Origin of the sequence: Sphingopyxis sp. EG6 (assembly GCF_003609815.1) — a bacterium.
Classification (GTDB): Bacteria; Pseudomonadota; Alphaproteobacteria; order Sphingomonadales; family Sphingomonadaceae; genus Sphingopyxis.
Genome location: NZ_AP017603.1, coordinates 1,305,373 through 1,322,800, shown reverse-complemented (window position 1 = coordinate 1,322,800; position 17,428 = coordinate 1,305,373). Strand labels below are relative to the sequence as shown.

Below are 17,428 nucleotides of genomic sequence, written 5' to 3'. Positions count from 1 at the left end.
CACTTCGGAGTCAAAGTGATGATGAAAGCGCCTGTGGGGGGCGCGAAGCATCAGCTTCTACCCTCTTGTTCAGCCATCGCCCTGCTGGCCGCGCTCGCGCTGCCGATGCAGGCGCAAGCCGCCGGAACGCGTGCCGGCTCGACGATCAGCAACACCGCCTCGGCCAGCTTTGACACAGGCGGCGGTTCGACGACGATCAATTCGAACCAGGTCGACCTGCTCGTCGACGAATTGCTCGACGTCACCGTCGATTCGAGCAACCCGGCGGATGTACCGACCACCCCGGGCGCGACCGGACAGGTCCTGACCTTTTCGGTCACCAATAACGGCAATGGCGTCGAAAACTTCGTGCTGAGCACGATCGCCAACGCTGGCGGGGACAATTACGACCCGGTCGTCACCCAAATCTACATCGACAATGGCGACGGCGTGTTCGACGCAGGCACCGACACGCTTTACACGCCGGGTGCCAACGATCCTGAGCTCGATCCCGACGAAAGCGTGACGGTGTTTGTCGTCGCGACGACGCCGGGAACCGTCGTCGACGGCAACCGCGGGATCGTCAGCCTGGTTGCGGCCGCGGTAACCGGCACCGGCGATCCGGGCGACAGCTTTGCCGGCATGGGCGAAGGCGGCGGCGACGCCGTTGTCGGCTCGACCGGCGCCGATGGCACCGATGCAGGCGCTTTCATCGTGTCGGCCGCGACCGTCACGCTGGTGAAATCAGCCGTCGTGACCAACACGCTCGGCACCGCAGACCCGATTCCCGGTGCAACCATCACCTACACGATTGTTGCGACCGTCGCGGGCAGCGGCTCGGTCAGCGGGCTGGCGATCACCGACAATATCCCCGCTGACACCAGCTATGTCGCGGGCTCGATCACGCTTGGCGGCGTCGCGCAGTCCGACGCGGTCGATGCCGACGCGGGCGACTATAATGGCACGCGGATCAACGTCGCGCTCGGCACGGTTGCCGGGGGCCAGACCCGCACCGTCACCTTCCGTACAACGATCGATTGATGGAGATGCGCATGCGCACCGCCCTTTTCCTGCTTTTTGCGGCGCTTTTGCCGGGTCAGGCGCTCGCCGCCAACCAGGTGGCGCTCGCCAACGACGTGTTTGTCGAGCGCGTCAGCACCGACGCGCAAGGTAAGCAGCGGATTTTGCTCGAAGAACCAAAGGTTGTCGTTCCGGGCGACCGGCTCGTCTTCGTGCTGAACTATCGCAACGCGGGCGCTCAGCCCGCCGACAAATTTGTCATCACCAACCCCCTGCCCGCGGCCGTTCGCTTTGCCGATGCGGGCGATACCAAGCCGCTCGTCTCGATCGATGGCGGTCGTGGCTGGGGACAGCTCGATCAGCTCACGGTGACGATGGCCGACGGCACCCGCCGCGCCGCGCAGCCGGACGATGTCACGCACATCCGCTGGGCCTTTCAAAAGCCGATCCCGGCGGGTGCCAGCGGCAAGCTGATGTTTCGAGGAGTCGTAAAATAGTGAATTAAAATAACCGCTTAATGATTGCCAGCGGTGGGGAAACGGCAATCGACCAAAGCCAAGGAGCTCAGCTATGACCAGCAAGCTGAACACCGTGGGCATCATCGGTCTGGCGGCGATCACAAGTCTCGCCGCCACCCCGGCACTTGCTGCCGGGACGACCGCGGGTACCACGATCACGAATACCGCCACCGTCGACTATCAGGTCGGTGGCGTTGCGCAGGGCCAGCAGTCGGCGTCGAACAATTTCACCGTCGACCGCAAGATCAACCTGCTCGTCGAAGAAGTCGGCACGGTCACGACCAACGTCGTGCCGGGGCAGACGAACGCCGTCACGACGTTCCAGCTGACCAACAGCTCGAACGAAACGCTCGATTTCGCGCTCGTCGCGTCGCAGATCGTCGGCGGCACCGCCGCGCACGGTGGGACCGACACCTTCAACGCCACCAACGTACGGATTTACCGTGATAATACGGTAACCGGTACGGTTGGCAGCTGGGACGTGGGCGATACCCTGCTCACCGGTTTCGTCGATGAACTGGTCGTCGATACCGCGATCCGCCTGTTCGTCGTCGCCGACATTCCGGCGGGGCTCGCCAATAATGCCGTCGCCGGCGTTACCTTGCGCGCCACCGCTCGCGAAGGCGGGACGGCTGGCACCCAGGGCGCTGCGATTACCGAAACGACCGGAGCGAACACGGCGGGCAAGGACACGGTCTTCGCCGACATCGCGGGCGTGACCGGCGACGCCGCGCGCGATGGTTCGCACAGCGACAATGACGACTATACGGTGCAAACGGCGACGCTTGCCGTCGCCAAGAGCAGCCGCGTGATTTCGGATCCGTTCAACGGCACGACAAATCCGAAGCTAATCCCGGGTGCAGTTGTCGAATATTGCATCGCCGTCGCCAATACAGGCGCTGCGGCTGCGAGCTCGGTGGTCATCAACGATGCCGTGCCAGGCCAGCTGACCTACATTCCGAGTTCGATCCTGCTCGGCGGTACCTACACGGGCACCGTACCCAGCGGCACGTGCGATTTCAACGGCACCGCGGGCGGCAGTTACACCGCACCCAACGTGTCGGGCACGATTGCATCGATCGCAGCGGGCGCCACGAGCACGCTCGTCTTCCGCGCGACGGTCAACTGATCGGAGAACCGATAGAGCAGCGGGTGCGGCCCAAGAACCGCCTCCCGCTGCTCCATTCGGGGTTATCATGGCACTCGGAACCAAATATTTCGGCCTTGTGACCGCCCTGGTCGCGGCAGCCTTGCTGCCTGCGGTTCCCCGGGCAGAAGCGCAGGTGATCACGAACACCGCTTCAGCGCAGTGGACGCATGACGGGAATCCCGGTCAGGCGCTGTCGAACCGCGTCGATGTCACCGTGGCGCCGCGTCCCCCCGAACGGCCGACGATTACCACATACCGCCTGACCAATGGCGGCGGCAACAAATCGGTGCCGCTCGCGCCGACCCAGTGCAGCCGTGCAGGCGGCCCCATCGCCAACGCCTTGGGCAGCGGCATCGCGAACAGCAGCACCAGCCTCGGCAGCACGAGTAGCACGATCCCGCTCAGCGGGGTTTATGAGGGCATTTCGACCGCCCCTGCGTCGCTGCAAAGCACCGACAATTTCCGCGCCGGCGAAATGCTCGTCGTCGGGGTCACGCTCGCATCGGCCAATGCCGATCCGCAGGCGCGTGACACGCTCGACGTCGTGCTCGAGCTTGAAAATGGCGACCGTGAGCAGATTACGCTGACGGAAACGGCCAACAACAGCGGTGAATTCGTCGGGTTTATTAACACTATCGGCGTCCCGCCCGCCGTCGCGCCGGGCGACTGCCGCCTGTCGGTCAATCCGGGCGCAGCGCTGTCGCTGCGCGTCACCGACCAGGCGAACGCCAGTCTGGTCGCGCTGGCGACGATCAACTTCCTCGTCGATCCCTTCGGAATCGTGTTCGATAGCGGCGACGGCGCGCCGGTTCCGGGCAGCCGCGTTACGATCGTCGACGCCGCGACGGGCCAGCCTGCGCAGGTTTTCGGCGACGACGGCATTTCCGCCTACCCGTCCAGCGTGATCACGGGACAGAGTGTCACCGATTCGGGCGGCACGACCTATAATTTCCCGCCGGGCGACTATCGTTTCCCGTTCGTAGCGCCGGGAAGCTATCGCCTGATCGTCCAGCCGCCGTCGCCGTTCACCGCGCCGTCGACCTCGAATCCTGCCGATCTGGCGGGATTTCGCCGTCCCGACGACGGCCTGCCATTCGAAATCAGCGGCGCCAGCTATGGCAATCCCCTCACGCTGAATAGCCCTGCCCCGGTGCGCGTCGATATTCCGGTCGATCAGCCCGGCCTGCCGCTGGTGCTGCGCAAGACGACCTCGACGCAGGTCGCGGTGCCCGGCGACGTGATCCAGTACCGCATCGAAGTCGCGAACCGCGACGCGCGGCGGAACACCGGCGCCGTGACGGTGAGCGACGTCCTGCCACCCGGCATGCGCCTGCGCGCCGATACCGTGCGCATCGACGGCGTGCGGGCGACCGCCAATGTCGCCGCCAACGGCCGCGAATTCAGCGTGGTGGTGCCCAGCATCGGCGCATCGCGGACCGTTTTGCTGACCTATCTGGCCGAAGTCATCGTTTCGGCGCAGCCTGGCAACGCGCTCAACCGCGCCTCGGCCATCGATAACCGCGGTGCAGCGAGCAACATTGCTGAGGCGACGATCTCGATCAAACGCGACCAGCTTGGCGACCGGATGACGATCATCGGGCGCATCACCGACGGCGGTTGCACGGTCGATCCGCGCAAGGCCGACGGCATCGCAGGCGTCCGCGTGATGCTCCAGGACGGCAGCTACACCGTCACCGACGAAGATGGCCGCTATCACTTCGAAGGCGTACGCCCCGGCCTCCACGTCGTCCAGATCGATCCGTCGACGCTGCCGCTCGATCGCAGCGCAATCGATTGCGCCCGATCGACGCAAAGCGCGGGCAGTGCCATCTCGCGCTTTGTCGAAGGCCGCGGCGGAGCGCTCAAGCGCGCCGATTTCCGCGCCGTCGCCAGCGCGCCGCGCGCAGCGGCTAAAACCTCGGCTGTTGCGGCGCCTGTGGTCCTCAGCGACCCCGAGGCTGCCGGGGCGGGTCGCGACTGGCTGGCTGGACAAACCCCCGGCATCGAATGGCTATTTCCCGCGACCGATCACAATCCGCGCTCGAAGGCGATCCGCGCCGCGATCAAGCACGCGCCGGGTCAGACGGTGACGCTGCGCGTCAATGGCAAGGCCGCCGATCCTTTGACCTTTGAAGGCACCAGCAAGTCCGCCGACGGCAGCGTCGCGGTCAGCCTGTGGCGCGGGCTCGAAATTCGCGAGGGCGAAAACCGCCTGATCGCCGAGGTCAACGATGTAAACGGCGTTATCATCGCGACGCTGGAGCGCGATGTTCACTATTCGATCACACCGATGCGCGCCAGTCTGGTACGCGAACGCTCGGTGCTGGTCGCCGACGGCGTGACGCGCCCGGTGATCGCGGTGCGGCTGACCGATCGCGACGGCAAGCCCGTGCGCGCGGGGCTGACGGGCGATTTCAGCGTCCCTGCCCCCTATTATCCGGCGGTCGAGGCCGATGCGCAGCAGGCGCGCCAGCTCGCCGGGCTCGAGCGCGCCCAGCCGCTGTGGAAAATCGATGGCGATGACGGTATCGCCTATATCGAACTCGAACCGACGACCGCGTCGGGAACGCTGGCGGTGGATTTCATCTTCCGCGACGACAAGGTGGTGCGCAAGCAGACGGGCACCTCGAAAAATGGGGCTTCCCTCGTGGCCTGAAATCGGATTCAGAGTTTGTCGCGCGGGGAGCGCGGTGACGAGGGGATTTTGAGATGGGTCAGCCTGGATTTTTCGACCTTGAGAACCGGTATGCGGGCCTGGACGCCCATGGTGATCCGCTGGTGGCGTTGGGGGCGGCGGTGCCGTTCGAGCTGTTCCGCCTGAAGCTGAAGGCCGCGCTGATCAAGGGCGGGCTGCGGCGCACGGATGCGGAGCGCAAGAGTGCGGCGGGCCGCAAGCCGTGGGACGAGGTGCTGATCTTCAAGGTGCTGGTGCTCCAGGCGCTGTACAACCTGTCGGACGAGGCGATGGAGTACCAGTTGCGCGACCGGCTGTCGTTCATGCGCTTTGTTGGGCTGGGCCTGGCGGACGCGGTGCCCGATGCCAAGACGCTATGGCTTTATCGTGAGGCGTTGGCGAAGGCGGGCGCGGTGGAGGAGCTGTTCGACCTGTTCGACGGCTACCTCAAGGCCAAAGGCTACCTGGCAATGGGCGGGCAGATCATCGACGCGACCATCGTTGCGGCACCACGCCAGCGCAACTCGCGCGATGACAACGCGAAGGTGAAGGCGGGCGAAACTCCCGAGGATTGGGAAAAGCAGCCCGCGAAGAACCGGCAGAAGGACAAGGATGCGCGCTGGACGAAGAAACACGGGCGCTCGCACTTCGGCTACAAGAACCATGTTTGCATCGATCGGCGGCACAAGCTGGTGCGCCGCTATGGCGTGACGAGCGCTTCGGTTCACGACAGCCAGAAGCTCGATGACCTGCTCGATCCCGCCAACACCGCCAGCACCGTATGGGCCGACAGCGCCTATCGCAGCAAGGAAACCGAGGAGAAGCTTGCCGCGCGCGGGTTTAAGAGCCGGATCCATCACCGGGGGCACCGCGGCAAGCCGCTCACCGCGCGGCAGGAAGCGGCGAATAAAACCCGTTCATCGGTACGGGCACGGGTCGAGCATGTGTTCGGCAACCAGCATACCAGCATGGGCGGCAAGCTGGTGCGGACCATCGGCATCGTCCGCGCAACGGCGAAGATCGGCATGCAGAACCTGGCTTATAATATGCGCCGTCTGGTCGTTCTCGAGAGAGGCACGCTCAGGGCCGCATAGTGCCTGAAATCCAAGATCCGAGCCGAAATCAGTCGGATCTAAGAGGAAATGACGCCCAATCAGGGCAGCGAACGAGATAAAATTGGCACCATCTACCGCCGGATACCTGCTATGCGGTCAGCGCCGGTCTAAAGCCGCATTCTTCGAGGTGCCCAGACGATCGAAACCTGGCTCGATCCGGGCGATCGCCCGTGGACCGTCGTCGGTTTTGCCGCCGGGACGCTCGGCTACAACACGCTCGACGATCGCATGGAACCCGTTGCGGAAACGCTCGACGATCTGAACGCCGATGCGCGCCTCGCGCTCTATGCCAAGGGCCGGGTACGCGGCAAATGGCTGATGACGCTGGCCTACGACAGCGACAAGGAGCAGGATGACGCCCGCTTCGGCGGCGTGATCGATCCGCGCGCCTATTACACCATCTATGCCGATCGCAACGAGACGCGTTACGATGCGGCGTCGGTGCGCAAGCTCTACCTCCGCCTGGAGCGCCCGCAATTCTATGCGATGTTCGGCGATATCGAGACCGGCATTTCGGAGCCCGAGCTCGCACGGTACCAGCGCGCGCTCAACGGCGGCAAAGCCGAATATCGGGGCCGCAATTTCGCCGCGACCGCGTTCGTCGCCGATACCCCCTATCGGTTCCGCCGCGACGAAATCCAGGGCAACGGCCTGACCGGGCCGTATCAGCTCGGCGCGCGCGATATCCTGCCCAACAGCGAACGCATCGTCATTGAAACGCGCGATCGCCTGCGCAGCGAGCGCATTGTTGACAGTGTCAGCATGACGCGCCACGTCGATTATGACATCGACTATCTGTCCGGCACGATCCGCTTCCGCAGCCCGGTGCTCAGCCGCTCGTCGGATCTCGATCCGCAGTTCATCGTCGCCGAATATGAGGTCGATGGCGTCGGACAGCGCGTGCTCAACGCCGGAGGGCGCGTCAGCTACCAGTCGAATGACGAAAAACTGCGGGTCGGCGCGACCTTCATCCATGACGAAGACGGCAACGCCAAGACCAACCTCGGCGGCGTGGACGCGCGCTATCGGCCGAATATCGACACCGAAGTTCGCGCCGAACTGGCGGTCAGCGATGCCAAGTCGGCTAATGGCGGCAATGCCGCGGTCGGCACCGCCAAGGCATGGCTGATCGAAGCCGAACATCACAGCAGCAACGCAGACTTCCTCGCCTACGTCCGCGAGCGCGAGAGCGGCTTTGGCGCGGGCCAGCTCAACCGCGGCGAGAACGGCACGCGCAAATTCGGGGTCGATGCCCGGCTGCGCGCCGCTCGCACCCTGTCGCTGACCGCCAGCGCCTGGCAGGAAGACTATCTGGATACCGGCGCCCGTCGCCGCGCCGCGCGGGCGCTGGCCGAATATGACAATGGCACGACGGTGGCGCGTGCCGGATTGACCCACGCCGACGACCGGCTGTCGGACGGTACGCGCAACCGTTCGAACATCGTCCAGTTCGGCGCGACGGAGCGGCTGTTCGAAAAACGCCTCGAACTCGACGCGCAGACCGAATTCGCGCTGGGCGGCAAGGATGCGAGCATCGATTTCCCGACCCGCCACCGTCTCGGTGCGCGCTTTGCGATCCATCGCGACGTCAATCTGGTCGGCAGCTATGAAATCGCCGACGGCGATACCATCAAGGCGCGCACCGCGCGGCTCGGGTTCGACCTGGCCCCCTGGTCGGGCGCGCGCCTGCTCGCCACCGCGAACCAGCAAGAGATCGGCGAATATGGTCCGCGCAGCTTTGCCGCCTATGGCCTGTCGCAGTCGCTGAAGCTCGGCGAGCGCTGGTCGGTCGATGTGTCGGTCGACGGCAATCGCACCCTTGGCGGGATCCGAGCGAGCGATGTTATCAATGTTAACCAGCCGGTGGCTTCGGGCGGATTCCTTGGTGACAACGCGACGCTGACCGAGGATTTCCTCGCGATCAGCACCGGCGCGACCTATCGCGCCGATCGCTGGACCTTGACCGGGCGCGCCGAATATCGCGACGGTGAAATCGCCAATCGCTACGGGCTGACGCTGGGCGGCCTGCGCCAGCTCGGCGAAGGCCGCGCGCTCGGCGCGCTGTTCACCTACGCCAAAGCCAGCGGCAGCGGCACGACCCCGACGACCGAGGTCATCAATTTCGAGATGAGCTGGGCGCACCGCCCGGCGAATTCCGCCATTTCGTGGCTCAACAAGAGCGAGTTCCGTTCGGACAAGGTGCGCGACGCCATCGCAGGCCAGCCCGGCCCGATCGGCGGCGGCGCGCTGACGATCGACGGCGATGCGACCAGCCGCCGCCTGCTCAACAGCCTGTCGGTCAACTGGACGCCGCTAGGCGACCGCGAAAGCCGCGGTGACGCGGGTCGTATGTGGTATGAACGCGGCGAATTCGGTTTCTTCTGGGGGACGCGCTATAATTTCGACAAGTTCGGCGCTGATGACGTCAAGGGTTGGTCGAACCTGATCGGCGCCGATTTCCGCTTCAACCTCGGCGAGCATGTCGACGTCGGCGCGTCGGGAACCGTGCGCGTCGGCACCGATGCTGACACTGTTAACTGGGCGGGCGGGCCGACCGTGACGCTGGCGCCGATGAAGAATGCGAACATCACCTTCGGCTATAATTTCGCGGGTTTCCACGACCGCGATTTCGAAGACGCGCGCTATTCGCGCTCGGGCGCCTATGTGACGTTCAAGCTGAAGTTTGACCAGACAAGCTTTGCCGGGCTGGGGCTCTAAACCTACACCCACCCCGTTCGTGTCGAGCGAAGTCGAGACACGTGAAGGCATATACGACCTCGACGTGTCTCGACTACGCTGGACACAAACGGATGTTGGTGAGGCTTATCAGTCCGCGAACAGCAGAACCGGCGTCTCAACCAGCTTTTTCAGCGCCTGGACATAGCTCGCGGCATCCCAGCCATCGACGACCCGGTGGTCGCAGCTGATCGACAGGTTCATCAGCTTGGCGCGGCGAATGTCGTCGCCGTCGAAAACCGGGCGTTCGACAATCTTGTTCGGGCCGATAATCGCGACCTCGGGCCGGTTGATCACTGGCGTCGTCGCAATACCGCCGAGCGGGCCGAGCGAAGTGATCGTCAGCGTCGATCCCGACAGTTCGTCAACCTTCGCCTTGCCGGTCCGCGCAGCCTCAGCCAATCGGCTGATTTCGCTCGCCAGTTGCCAGACATTCTTGTCCTGCGCGTCGCGGATCACGGGGACCATCAGTCCCGCATCGGTCTGCGTCGCCATGCCCAGATGCACCGCGCCGTAGCGCGTCACGACGCCCGCTTCATCGTCATAGCGCGCGTTGATCATCGGAAACTGCGGAATCGTGCGGCAAATCGCGACGATCAGGAAAGGTAACATCGTCAACTTTGGCCGCTGACCACGATTGGCGTTCAAATCGGCGCGCATTTCTTCCAGCGCGGTGACGTCCATTTCCTCGACATAGGTGAAATGCGGGATCGCGCGTTTCGACGCTGCCATGTTCTCGGCAATCTTGCGCCGCATGCCGATCACCTTGATCGGCTCGTCGGCGCGCGCGCGGCTGGCACCGGGACTGTGATAGCCTTGTCCGCCGCTATAGCGCAGAAATGCGTCGAGATCGGCATGGCGGATGCGGTCGCCGTCGCACTGCACCTGCCCCAGATCGATCCCCAAATCCTTCGCGCGAGCGCGAACGGCGGGGGATGCAAGGACTTTGGCGTCGTGGTGGACAGCGACAGCCGGGGCCGCCGGAGCGGCTGACGTTTCGGAAGGCTTTTCGGCTGGTTTCGGCGCCTCAGCGGCCGATGTTAACTCTGTTACCTTGGGTTCAGGCTCGGAATCCGACCCCGGAGTTTCGGCTTCGATCTGCACTTCGACCGCGGTGTCCACCGGCGGCGCATCAATCTCACCTTCGCCATCAGTTTCGATCACCGCCAGCGTCGATCCGATCGCAATCAGGTCGCCGACCTCGCCGGCCAGCTCGACGACGATCCCCGAGACCGGCGATTCCATCTCGACGGTCGCCTTGTCGGTCATCATGTCGGCCAGCTGCGCGTCTTCCTCAACGCGTTCGCCTACACGCACGTGCCAGGCGACGATTTCGGCCTCGGCGATACCTTCGCCAATGTCGGGCAGACGGAATGAATAGCGGGCCATTGGCGTCAGTCCTTCAAAATCTTGGTCAGTGCGGTCGCGATGCGGACCGGACCGGGGAAATACGCCCATTCCAGGCTGTGCGGATAGGGCGTGTCAAAGCCGGTGACGCGCTCGACCGGCGCTTCGAGGTGGTAAAAGCAGCGTTCCTGTACCAGCGCGGCCAGTTCGGCGCCAAAACCCGAGGTGCGCGTCGCTTCGTGGATCACCAGACAGCGCCCGGTCTTCTTCACCGATGCCTCGATCGCGTCGATATCAAGCGGAAGAAGCGTCCTAAGATCAATGATTTCTGCATCGACCTGCAATTCTTCTACAATTGTTTTCACGACGTGGACCATGGTGCCATAGGCGAGCACGGTCAGCGCCTCGCCCTCGCGTACCGTCGCGGCCTTGCCAAGCTCGATGCGATAATGCCCCTCGGGCACCGCGCTCGCCGCGTGTTTGGACCATGGCTCGACCGGGCGGTCATAATAGCCGCTGAACGGACCGTTATAGATGCGCTTGGGTTCGAGGAAGACGACCGGGTCATTGTCCTCGATCGCCGCGATCAACAGGCCTTTTGCGTCGTAGGGATTGGAGGGGATCACAGTTTTCACGCCGCAAATATGCGTCATGATCGATTCGGGCGACTGGCTGTGCGTCTGGCCGCCGAAAATGCCGCCGCCGAACGGCGTCCGAACCGTCATCGGACAGATGAAATCAGCCGCGGAGCGATAGCGCAGCCGCGCCGCTTCGCTGACCAGCTGGTCGAGCCCGGGGTAGATGTAGTCGGCGAACTGGATTTCGGGGACCGGACGCAGGCCATAGGCGCCCATGCCGACCGCGACCCCGATTATCCCGCATTCGTTGATCGGCGTATCGAAAACGCGCGTTTTCCCGTGTTTTTTCTGCAATCCCGCAGTCGCGCGGAACACACCGCCGAAAAAGCCGACGTCCTCGCCCATCACCACGACATTGCTGTCGCGTTCGAGCATCACGTCCATCGCGCTGTTGATCGCCTCGATCATATTCATGGTCTTGGTCGCAGTCATCGTGTCGGCGCTCATCATTCGGGCTTCCAGTCGGGGCCGAACTTCGCTTCCTGTTCGGCGAGCATCTGCGCGCATTGTTCCTTGAGGTGCCATGGCATGTCTTCGAACACGTCCTGGAACATCGTTTCGAACGGTTGGTGCATGCCATGCCCCAAAATACCGAGCTTTTCCGATTGCTTCTGCGTCGTCTTTACCAAATTTTCCAGCTCGGCGCGCTGCGCTTCGTGCCGTTCGCCATCCCATTCGCCGAGCGTTTCGAGATGGTGGCGCAACCGCGCGATCGGATCACCAAACGGCCAGGCCGAGGCTTCGTCGGCGGGGCGATAGGCGCTCGGGTCGTCCGACGTGCTATGCCCTTCGCTGCGATAGGTGAAATGTTCGATCAGCGTCGGCCCGTTGTTGGTCCGGGCGCGATCCGCGGCCCATTGCGTCGCGGCATAGACCGCAAGCGGGTCATTGCCATCGACCCGCAGCCCGGCAATCCCGTAACCCACGGCGCGCGCTGCGAAGGTCGTGCGCTCGCCGCCGGCAAAGCCCGAAAAGCTGGAGATCGCCCACTGGTTGTTGACGACATTAAAAATGACCGGCGCGTTATAGACCGTCGCAAAGGTCAATGCCGAGTGGAAGTCGCCCTCGGCCGACGACCCCTCGCCGCACCACACCGTCGCGATGCGGCTGTCGCCCTTGGAAGCCGACGCCATCGCCCAGCCCACCGCCTGCGGATATTGGGTCGCGAGATTGCCCGACACGCTGAAGAACCCGTGTTCGGGCGCCGAATACATGATCGGCAGCTGGCGTCCGAGCAGATGATCGCCGCGATTCGAGTAGATCTGGTTCATCATCTGGATCAGCGGATAGTCGCGCGCGATCAAAATGCCTTGCTGGCGATAGCTCGGGAAACACATGTCACCGCGGTCGAGCGCCATGGTCGAGGCGACCGATGTCGCCTCTTCGCCGGTGCATTTCATGTAGAAGCTGGTCTTGCCCTGCCGCTGGGCGCGGAACATGCGGTCGTCGAAGGCGCGCACGAGCATCATGTAGCGCAGCATCGTGCGCAGCCGCTCGGGGCTCAGCTTCGGATCCCACTGGCCTTTGGCCCGTCCGTCGAAATCGAGCACGCGAACCAAGCCGTAGCAGAGCTCGCGCATCGCATCGGGTTTGGTCGCCTCGGACGGCCGCGGCGTCGCATCGACCGCGGGCACGACAATATCGCCAAAATCGGGCGTGTCGCCCGGGCGATAGCGCGGTTCGGGGATATGAAGCGACAGCGGCGGCAGATTGCTCGCCGGGCGCCGGTCCGTTTCGGGCATATCGTCTTCCCATTGCGGCGCGAATCAGCGCCTAGTTATATTTCAGCGTGGCGACATATTATTTCGATCGCCATGCGAATGCAACGCTAGCGATCACACCGCTACCGGTGCCGAAATATGCGCCTGCGGCGCATAAGCTTCGACCGCGAAGTCATCGAAATTATAGTCAAAAATGCTGTCAGCACGGCGCAAGATCCGAAGCTTTGGCGCGCCCGCCGGTATGCGCCCCATTTGCTGTTCCACCAGTTCGGCATGGTTCAGATAGAGATGCACGTCGCCCCCGGTCCACACCAGCTCATGCGCGTGCAGGTCGCACTGGTCGGCGACCATGCGGGTCAGCAGCGCCGCCTCGAATATATTGAATGCGAAACCCAGCCCCAGATCGCATGAACGCTGGAACAACAGGCACGACAGCCCGCCGTCGCTGCGCACGTGGAACTGATAGGTCATATGGCACGGCGGCAGCGCCATGCGGTCGAGATCGGCGACGTTCCAGCCGGTGAAGATATGCCGACGCGACCCCGGATTGGTCTTCAATCCCTCAATCAGCGCCGCAATCTGGTTGTGTCCCTGCTCCGCACGGTGAAATAGCCCGTCGCCCGCCGGTTCATAGCGTGGCCAGTTGACCCACTGATGTCCATAGACTGGGCCAAGCTCGCCCCACCGCGCGGCAAAGTCGTCATCGGCGATAATCCGCGCCTCGAAATCCTCGGCACTGATCGCCTCGTCCTTCGCTTGGCGATATTTTTCGAGCGGCCAGTCGGTCCAGATCTTCACCCCTTGTGACACGAGCGAGCGGATATTGGTATCGCCGGTCAGGAACCACAACAGCTCGCGCAGCGCCGTTTTCCAATAAACACGCTTGGTCGTCAGCAAGGGAATTGCGTCGTCCTTCAGCGAGAATCGCATCGTTTCGCCGAACAGCGACCGCGTGCCGACCCCGGTGCGATCGACCCGCTCGTCGCCCTCGACCCAGATCCGGCGCATCAGATCGAGATATTGCAGTTCATAGTGGACGGACTCAGACAAGACTCGCTCCCGTTTTGGTCGCTCTTTGCTAGGCCGCGCGCGCCATGCGGACAAGGGCACAACGGGGACGCGCGCAGAAAGGGTCCAATGCGGCGCAGTCGTCGATTGGCGAGCCCGCACGCGACGCGCATGGCATATTCCATGACCCTGCTCGCCCCCATCGACCCGCCCGCCGGTCCCCCGGAAATGGGGGGCTATGTCGATTGCGATGCCGAAGACGACATCGCGCGGCATCTTTTGCGTCCGCATTTCGTTGCTGATCGCGAAACGCTGCTGTTGGCGGGGTTTGACGCGTTTGACCGGCTCGTCCGCGTCGAACGCACCGGTGGCGACGACGCCAGCCGCTGCATCATCCCCCCGCGCTGCTGGCGCGGCCTGATCGGCAGCGGGGTCGTCGCGGTCATCATGGCGCACAACCACCCTTCGGGCGATCCCCGCCCGAGCGCCGCCGACACGCGGACGACACAGGAAACGGCGCATTTTCTGCGCACGATGGACATCGAGCTGGTCGATCATCTGATATTCGTCGCAGACGGGCATTTCAGTTTTCGAAATGCCGAAATGCTCTAGTTGCGGCAATCCAGATCAATGTGCCGATTGGCGCTTGAAGTTCGCCGATTGCGCGTCTAGAGGACCGCCCTGCCTTCGCGGCGACCCCGGTCGGCGCGCAGATCGGTCGGGGAGTAGCTCAGCCTGGTAGAGCACTGTCTTCGGGAGGCAGGGGCCGGAGGTTCGAATCCTCTCTCCCCGACCAATTTCTTCGCATATTGCAGATTCTGCATCGTCGCTTCTTGTAAGTCGGCGCACAACACCCTAGATTTGTTCTACGCCGCCGTGGTTTTCCCCCTTTCCACCGCGGCCAGCGTCCCGCCAGCTTTGGCGTGGCGCGTCCTCCCTGGACCCTGGCCACCTCGTACTTCGGTACGGGGTGGTTTTTTATTCGGCGGCCTGAATATTGGCGTCGGGCATCGTACGTGCGCGCGCTGCCGCGCGCACCAAGTCAGCAAACCATTGCGCCATTGTCGCAATTCGCGGGGCATCGGGCGCGCGGTCGGGCGTCAGATAAAGGCGCCGGTCGATCTCGATCTGCACCGCGTGAATCGCTTGTCCCGGATTGCCATGCGTGCGGATGATATGCCCGCCCGCATAGGGCTGGTTCCGCGACACCGGCTCGTCCAGGCGTTCGGCTGCCTCCAGCACCAGGTCGACCAGCCACCCCGCCGACGTCACCCCGAAATGATCGCCGACGACGATCCGCGCGCCATGACCCGGTTGGCCAATCGGAATTGACGGCATCGAGTGCAGATCGAGCAGGATGGCGTAGCCAAACCGCTCACGCGCCGCCGCCAAAGCCGCCGCGAGTGCTGCATGATAGGGTCGGTGAAAGGAATCGAGCCGCCATTTCAGCGCCGCCTGATCGATCGGCAGTTTCCAGAGCGGCCCGCAATCGGCCAGCCGCGTCGGGACGACGCCAAGGCCGGCGCGCTCCTTGCGCCCCGGGGCCGAAAATTGCGCGCGCAGCGGCATCGCGACTTCGCCCGGCGCCATCTGTCCCTCGCCGCGATTGCAGTCGGCGACGGCGCGCGCCCACAGACCCTGGACGATCGTCGCGCCGGCATCGACGGCGCCGCGCGCGATCAAGTCGCACCAACTATCTTCCAGCCGCTCCAGATCGCCCTTCCCGACCCGCGCCGCTGCCAGGATCTCGAGGGGATAGATCCGTCCCGCGTGCGGCACCGACACGACCACCGGACCAATGGCCGGAGGGCGGTCGACGGCAATTGCGGTCGACGGGGGAACGCGGGAGAGCATGGACCATGGGTGGCAAAAAAAGCGCGACGAATCCAGCACCGCCAAGTCAATTTGTTAAATCTCTGCCGCTATGGCAGACGTGGAATTAAGGATAGGGTCGACCGGAACCGGCCGTATCGAGCGACCAGGGGACAGATTTTCATATGATTCGTATTCTTCTGGCCGAGGATGATGACGTGATGCGCGAATATCTTGCGCGGGCGCTGACCAGCGCCGGGTATCACGTCACCGCCGTCGATCGCGGCACCGCCGCGGTTCCCTACATCGATTCGGGAACCTTCGACCTGCTGCTGTCCGACATCGTCATGCCCGAAATGGATGGAATCGAGCTTGCGCAGCACACCGCCAAGGTCGCGCCGCAAACGCAGGTGATGTTCATCACCGGCTTTGCCGCCGTGTCGCTGCGCGCCGAAGAAAATGTGCCGCAGGCGAAACTCTTGTCAAAGCCGTTTCACCTCAAGGATCTCGTGCGCGAGGTCGACAATCTGTTCGGCCGCGCTGACCGGTCGAGCCAACAATAACGACATCATCCGCCGCGAAGGGGTTGCCAAGCGTGGCCGGGGATATTAGGGGGCCGTCACCCCAAGGGATGGGCGTGTAGCTCAGTGGTAGAGCACTGTGTTGACATCGCAGGGGTCGCAAGTTCAATCCTTGCCACGCCCACCATTAAAAAACGCCGCCACCCAGCCGGGTTGGCGGCGTTTTTGCTTTCGGCGTCAGCGGTATCAATAACCGTAGCCCTGAGCCTGTCGAAGGGCGCTTATCCGGGAAGCGCCCTTCGACAGGCTCAGGGCTACGGTGCTGGCCCGCCTAGCCTTACGCCATCCCCTTCGCCAGATCGCCGCGCGACGCGTCACCGACCTGACTGCCGCCGTCGCAGTCGAGGATCGTGCCGGTGATATAGCCCGCGGCAGGCGAACAGAGGAACACAGCCGATTCGGCGACCTCCTCGATCTTGCCCCAGCGCTTCATCGCGATGCGGTCGAAATGCAACTGGCGCGTCGCGGCATCGGGCGCGAGCCGCTTCATACCTTCGGTATCGGCAATCGGCCCCGGCGAAATGCCATTCACCCGCACCTCCGGCCCCCATTCAAGCGCGAGGACGCGAATCAGCTGGTTAATGCCGGCCTTGGCCGCGCAGGCGTGGGCTTGCAGCGCCGAGGCGTTGACCGCCTGCCCCGCAGTGATCGCGATCAGCGACGCGCCGGGCCGGTTGAGCAGATCATGGCAGCCGCGAAATACGTTGAAAGTGCCGTTGAGGTCGATATCCACGACGGTACGAAAGGCATTCGCCGACATGCCGAGCGCGGGCGCCAGGAAATTGCCTGCCGCCCCCGAAATCACGATGTCCATTGGCCCCAACTGGTCGGCCACTTGCTCCATCGCGCCGCGAATCGCCGCGTAATCGCGAACATCCGCCGACAGTCCGATCGCACCCGCGCCAATCTCCGCCGCTGCGCGCGCTGCCTTGTCGGGGTCGCGCCCCGCGACCGCAACCTTGGCGCCCAGCTCAGCGAAACGCTTGGCAATCCCCAGATTGATACCGCTCGTCCCACCGGCAACGAAGGCCGTTTTGCCCGCCAGCAAATTTTCGCGGAATGTCGTCATGCTGCTCTCCCTTGATCCGTCGCGATAACGATCCGGGGTTGACGGATCGGAACCAGTCGC

At 63.8% G+C, this 17,428-nt stretch carries 14 protein-coding genes and 2 tRNA genes; 10 read left to right on the top strand and 6 right to left on the bottom strand.

Annotated features, from left to right (window positions below; translation table 11 throughout):
• Positions 1–18: 18 nt before the first annotated feature.
• The 6 genes from SPYCW_RS06550 to SPYCW_RS06525 all read left to right on the top strand — a co-directional run bounded on the left by SPYCW_RS06550 (position 19) and on the right by SPYCW_RS06525 (position 9,174).
• Positions 19–1,020 carry a DUF11 domain-containing protein gene (locus SPYCW_RS06550; protein ID WP_120216116.1) on the top strand — a complete coding sequence of 334 codons (1,002 nt, stop codon included), beginning with the start codon at positions 19–21 and terminating at the stop codon, positions 1,018–1,020.
• 11 nt (positions 1,021–1,031) lie between these two features.
• A complete protein-coding gene (locus tag SPYCW_RS06545; protein ID WP_232014858.1) occupies positions 1,032–1,496 on the top strand; it encodes a hypothetical protein in 465 nt (154 codons plus the stop codon).
• Positions 1,497–1,569: 73 nt separating this feature from the next.
• Positions 1,570–2,646 carry a DUF11 domain-containing protein gene (locus SPYCW_RS06540; RefSeq protein ID WP_120216114.1) on the top strand — a complete coding sequence of 359 codons (1,077 nt, stop codon included), beginning with the start codon at positions 1,570–1,572 and terminating at the stop codon, positions 2,644–2,646.
• Positions 2,647–2,713: 67 nt separating this feature from the next.
• On the top strand, positions 2,714–5,323 hold the full coding sequence (locus SPYCW_RS06535) for a DUF11 domain-containing protein (RefSeq protein ID WP_232014857.1): 2,610 nt from the start codon (positions 2,714–2,716) through the stop codon (positions 5,321–5,323).
• Positions 5,324–5,376: 53 nt separating this feature from the next.
• Positions 5,377–6,435, top strand: a complete 1,059-nt coding sequence (locus SPYCW_RS06530; protein ID WP_120216113.1) for an IS5 family transposase — start codon at positions 5,377–5,379, stop codon at positions 6,433–6,435.
• A gap of 249 nt (positions 6,436–6,684) precedes the next feature.
• Complete coding sequence (locus SPYCW_RS06525; protein WP_232014856.1) at positions 6,685–9,174, top strand: hypothetical protein; 2,490 nt, start codon at positions 6,685–6,687, stop codon at positions 9,172–9,174.
• A 108-nt stretch (positions 9,175–9,282) separates the two neighbouring features.
• Here SPYCW_RS06525 and SPYCW_RS06520 read toward each other — a convergent pair whose 3' ends face one another.
• From SPYCW_RS06520 to thyA, 4 genes are all read right to left on the bottom strand, one after another.
• Positions 9,283–10,581 (bottom strand): dihydrolipoamide acetyltransferase family protein, encoded by a 1,299-nt coding sequence (locus SPYCW_RS06520; RefSeq protein WP_120216112.1) that lies wholly within the window; start codon positions 10,579–10,581, stop codon positions 9,283–9,285.
• Between the two features lie 5 nt (positions 10,582–10,586).
• Positions 10,587–11,591 carry an alpha-ketoacid dehydrogenase subunit beta gene (locus tag SPYCW_RS06515; RefSeq protein ID WP_120218152.1) on the bottom strand — a complete coding sequence of 335 codons (1,005 nt, stop codon included), beginning with the start codon at positions 11,589–11,591 and terminating at the stop codon, positions 10,587–10,589.
• Positions 11,592–11,623: 32 nt separating this feature from the next.
• Positions 11,624–12,919 (bottom strand): thiamine pyrophosphate-dependent enzyme, encoded by a 1,296-nt coding sequence (locus SPYCW_RS06510; RefSeq protein WP_120216111.1) that lies wholly within the window; start codon positions 12,917–12,919, stop codon positions 11,624–11,626.
• Positions 12,920–13,012: 93 nt separating this feature from the next.
• Positions 13,013–13,948 carry a thymidylate synthase gene (thyA, locus tag SPYCW_RS06505; protein ID WP_269461341.1) on the bottom strand — a complete coding sequence of 312 codons (936 nt, stop codon included), beginning with the start codon at positions 13,946–13,948 and terminating at the stop codon, positions 13,013–13,015.
• A 141-nt stretch (positions 13,949–14,089) separates the two neighbouring features.
• On the opposite strand from thyA, the gene SPYCW_RS06500 reads away from it, so the two are divergent.
• The gene (locus tag SPYCW_RS06500) at positions 14,090–14,518 is read left to right on the top strand and encodes a JAB domain-containing protein (protein ID WP_172595436.1); all 429 of its coding nucleotides are present in this window, start codon (positions 14,090–14,092) and stop codon (positions 14,516–14,518) included.
• Positions 14,519–14,625: 107 nt separating this feature from the next.
• Positions 14,626–14,702 (top strand) — tRNA-Pro (locus tag SPYCW_RS06495).
• 182 nt (positions 14,703–14,884) lie between these two features.
• On the opposite strand, the gene SPYCW_RS06490 is transcribed toward SPYCW_RS06495, so the two are convergent.
• The gene (locus SPYCW_RS06490; RefSeq protein WP_232014855.1) at positions 14,885–15,760 is read right to left on the bottom strand and encodes an N-formylglutamate amidohydrolase; all 876 of its coding nucleotides are present in this window, start codon (positions 15,758–15,760) and stop codon (positions 14,885–14,887) included.
• Positions 15,761–15,903: 143 nt separating this feature from the next.
• Here SPYCW_RS06490 and cpdR point away from each other — a divergent pair, with 143 nt between their 5' ends.
• Both cpdR and SPYCW_RS06480 read left to right on the top strand, forming a co-directional pair.
• A complete protein-coding gene (cpdR, locus tag SPYCW_RS06485) occupies positions 15,904–16,281 on the top strand; it encodes a cell cycle two-component system response regulator CpdR (RefSeq protein ID WP_088442230.1) in 378 nt (125 codons plus the stop codon).
• Between the two features lie 70 nt (positions 16,282–16,351).
• Positions 16,352–16,426, top strand: a tRNA-Val gene (locus SPYCW_RS06480).
• 150 nt (positions 16,427–16,576) lie between these two features.
• Here SPYCW_RS06480 and SPYCW_RS06475 read toward each other — a convergent pair.
• Positions 16,577–17,368, bottom strand: a complete 792-nt coding sequence (locus SPYCW_RS06475; protein ID WP_120216108.1) for an SDR family oxidoreductase — start codon at positions 17,366–17,368, stop codon at positions 16,577–16,579.
• Positions 17,369–17,428: the final 60 nt, after the last annotated feature.

What these genes read in the sequence shown, in the direction of transcription:
- SPYCW_RS06550 (WP_120216116.1), top strand. Translation starts at nt 19, where the DNA reads ATGATGAAAGCGCCTGTGGGGGGCGCGAAGCATCAGCTTCTACCCTCT.
- SPYCW_RS06540 (WP_120216114.1), top strand. Translation starts at nt 1,570, where the DNA reads ATGACCAGCAAGCTGAACACCGTGGGCATCATCGGTCTGGCGGCGATC.
- SPYCW_RS06545 (WP_232014858.1), top strand. Translation starts at nt 1,032, where the DNA reads ATGCGCACCGCCCTTTTCCTGCTTTTTGCGGCGCTTTTGCCGGGTCAG.
- SPYCW_RS06510 (WP_120216111.1), bottom strand. Translation starts at nt 12,919, where the DNA reads ATGCCCGAAACGGACCGGCGCCCGGCGAGCAATCTGCCGCCGCTGTCG.
- SPYCW_RS06530 (WP_120216113.1), top strand. Translation starts at nt 5,377, where the DNA reads ATGGGTCAGCCTGGATTTTTCGACCTTGAGAACCGGTATGCGGGCCTG.
- SPYCW_RS06515 (WP_120218152.1), bottom strand. Translation starts at nt 11,591, where the DNA reads ATGAATATGATCGAGGCGATCAACAGCGCGATGGACGTGATGCTCGAA.
- SPYCW_RS06500 (WP_172595436.1), top strand. Translation starts at nt 14,090, where the DNA reads ATGACCCTGCTCGCCCCCATCGACCCGCCCGCCGGTCCCCCGGAAATG.
- SPYCW_RS06525 (WP_232014856.1), top strand. Translation starts at nt 6,685, where the DNA reads ATGGAACCCGTTGCGGAAACGCTCGACGATCTGAACGCCGATGCGCGC.
- SPYCW_RS06520 (WP_120216112.1), bottom strand. Translation starts at nt 10,581, where the DNA reads ATGGCCCGCTATTCATTCCGTCTGCCCGACATTGGCGAAGGTATCGCC.
- SPYCW_RS06490 (WP_232014855.1), bottom strand. Translation starts at nt 15,760, where the DNA reads ATGCTCTCCCGCGTTCCCCCGTCGACCGCAATTGCCGTCGACCGCCCT.
- cpdR (WP_088442230.1), top strand. Translation starts at nt 15,904, where the DNA reads ATGATTCGTATTCTTCTGGCCGAGGATGATGACGTGATGCGCGAATAT.
- SPYCW_RS06535 (WP_232014857.1), top strand. Translation starts at nt 2,714, where the DNA reads ATGGCACTCGGAACCAAATATTTCGGCCTTGTGACCGCCCTGGTCGCG.
- SPYCW_RS06475 (WP_120216108.1), bottom strand. Translation starts at nt 17,368, where the DNA reads ATGACGACATTCCGCGAAAATTTGCTGGCGGGCAAAACGGCCTTCGTT.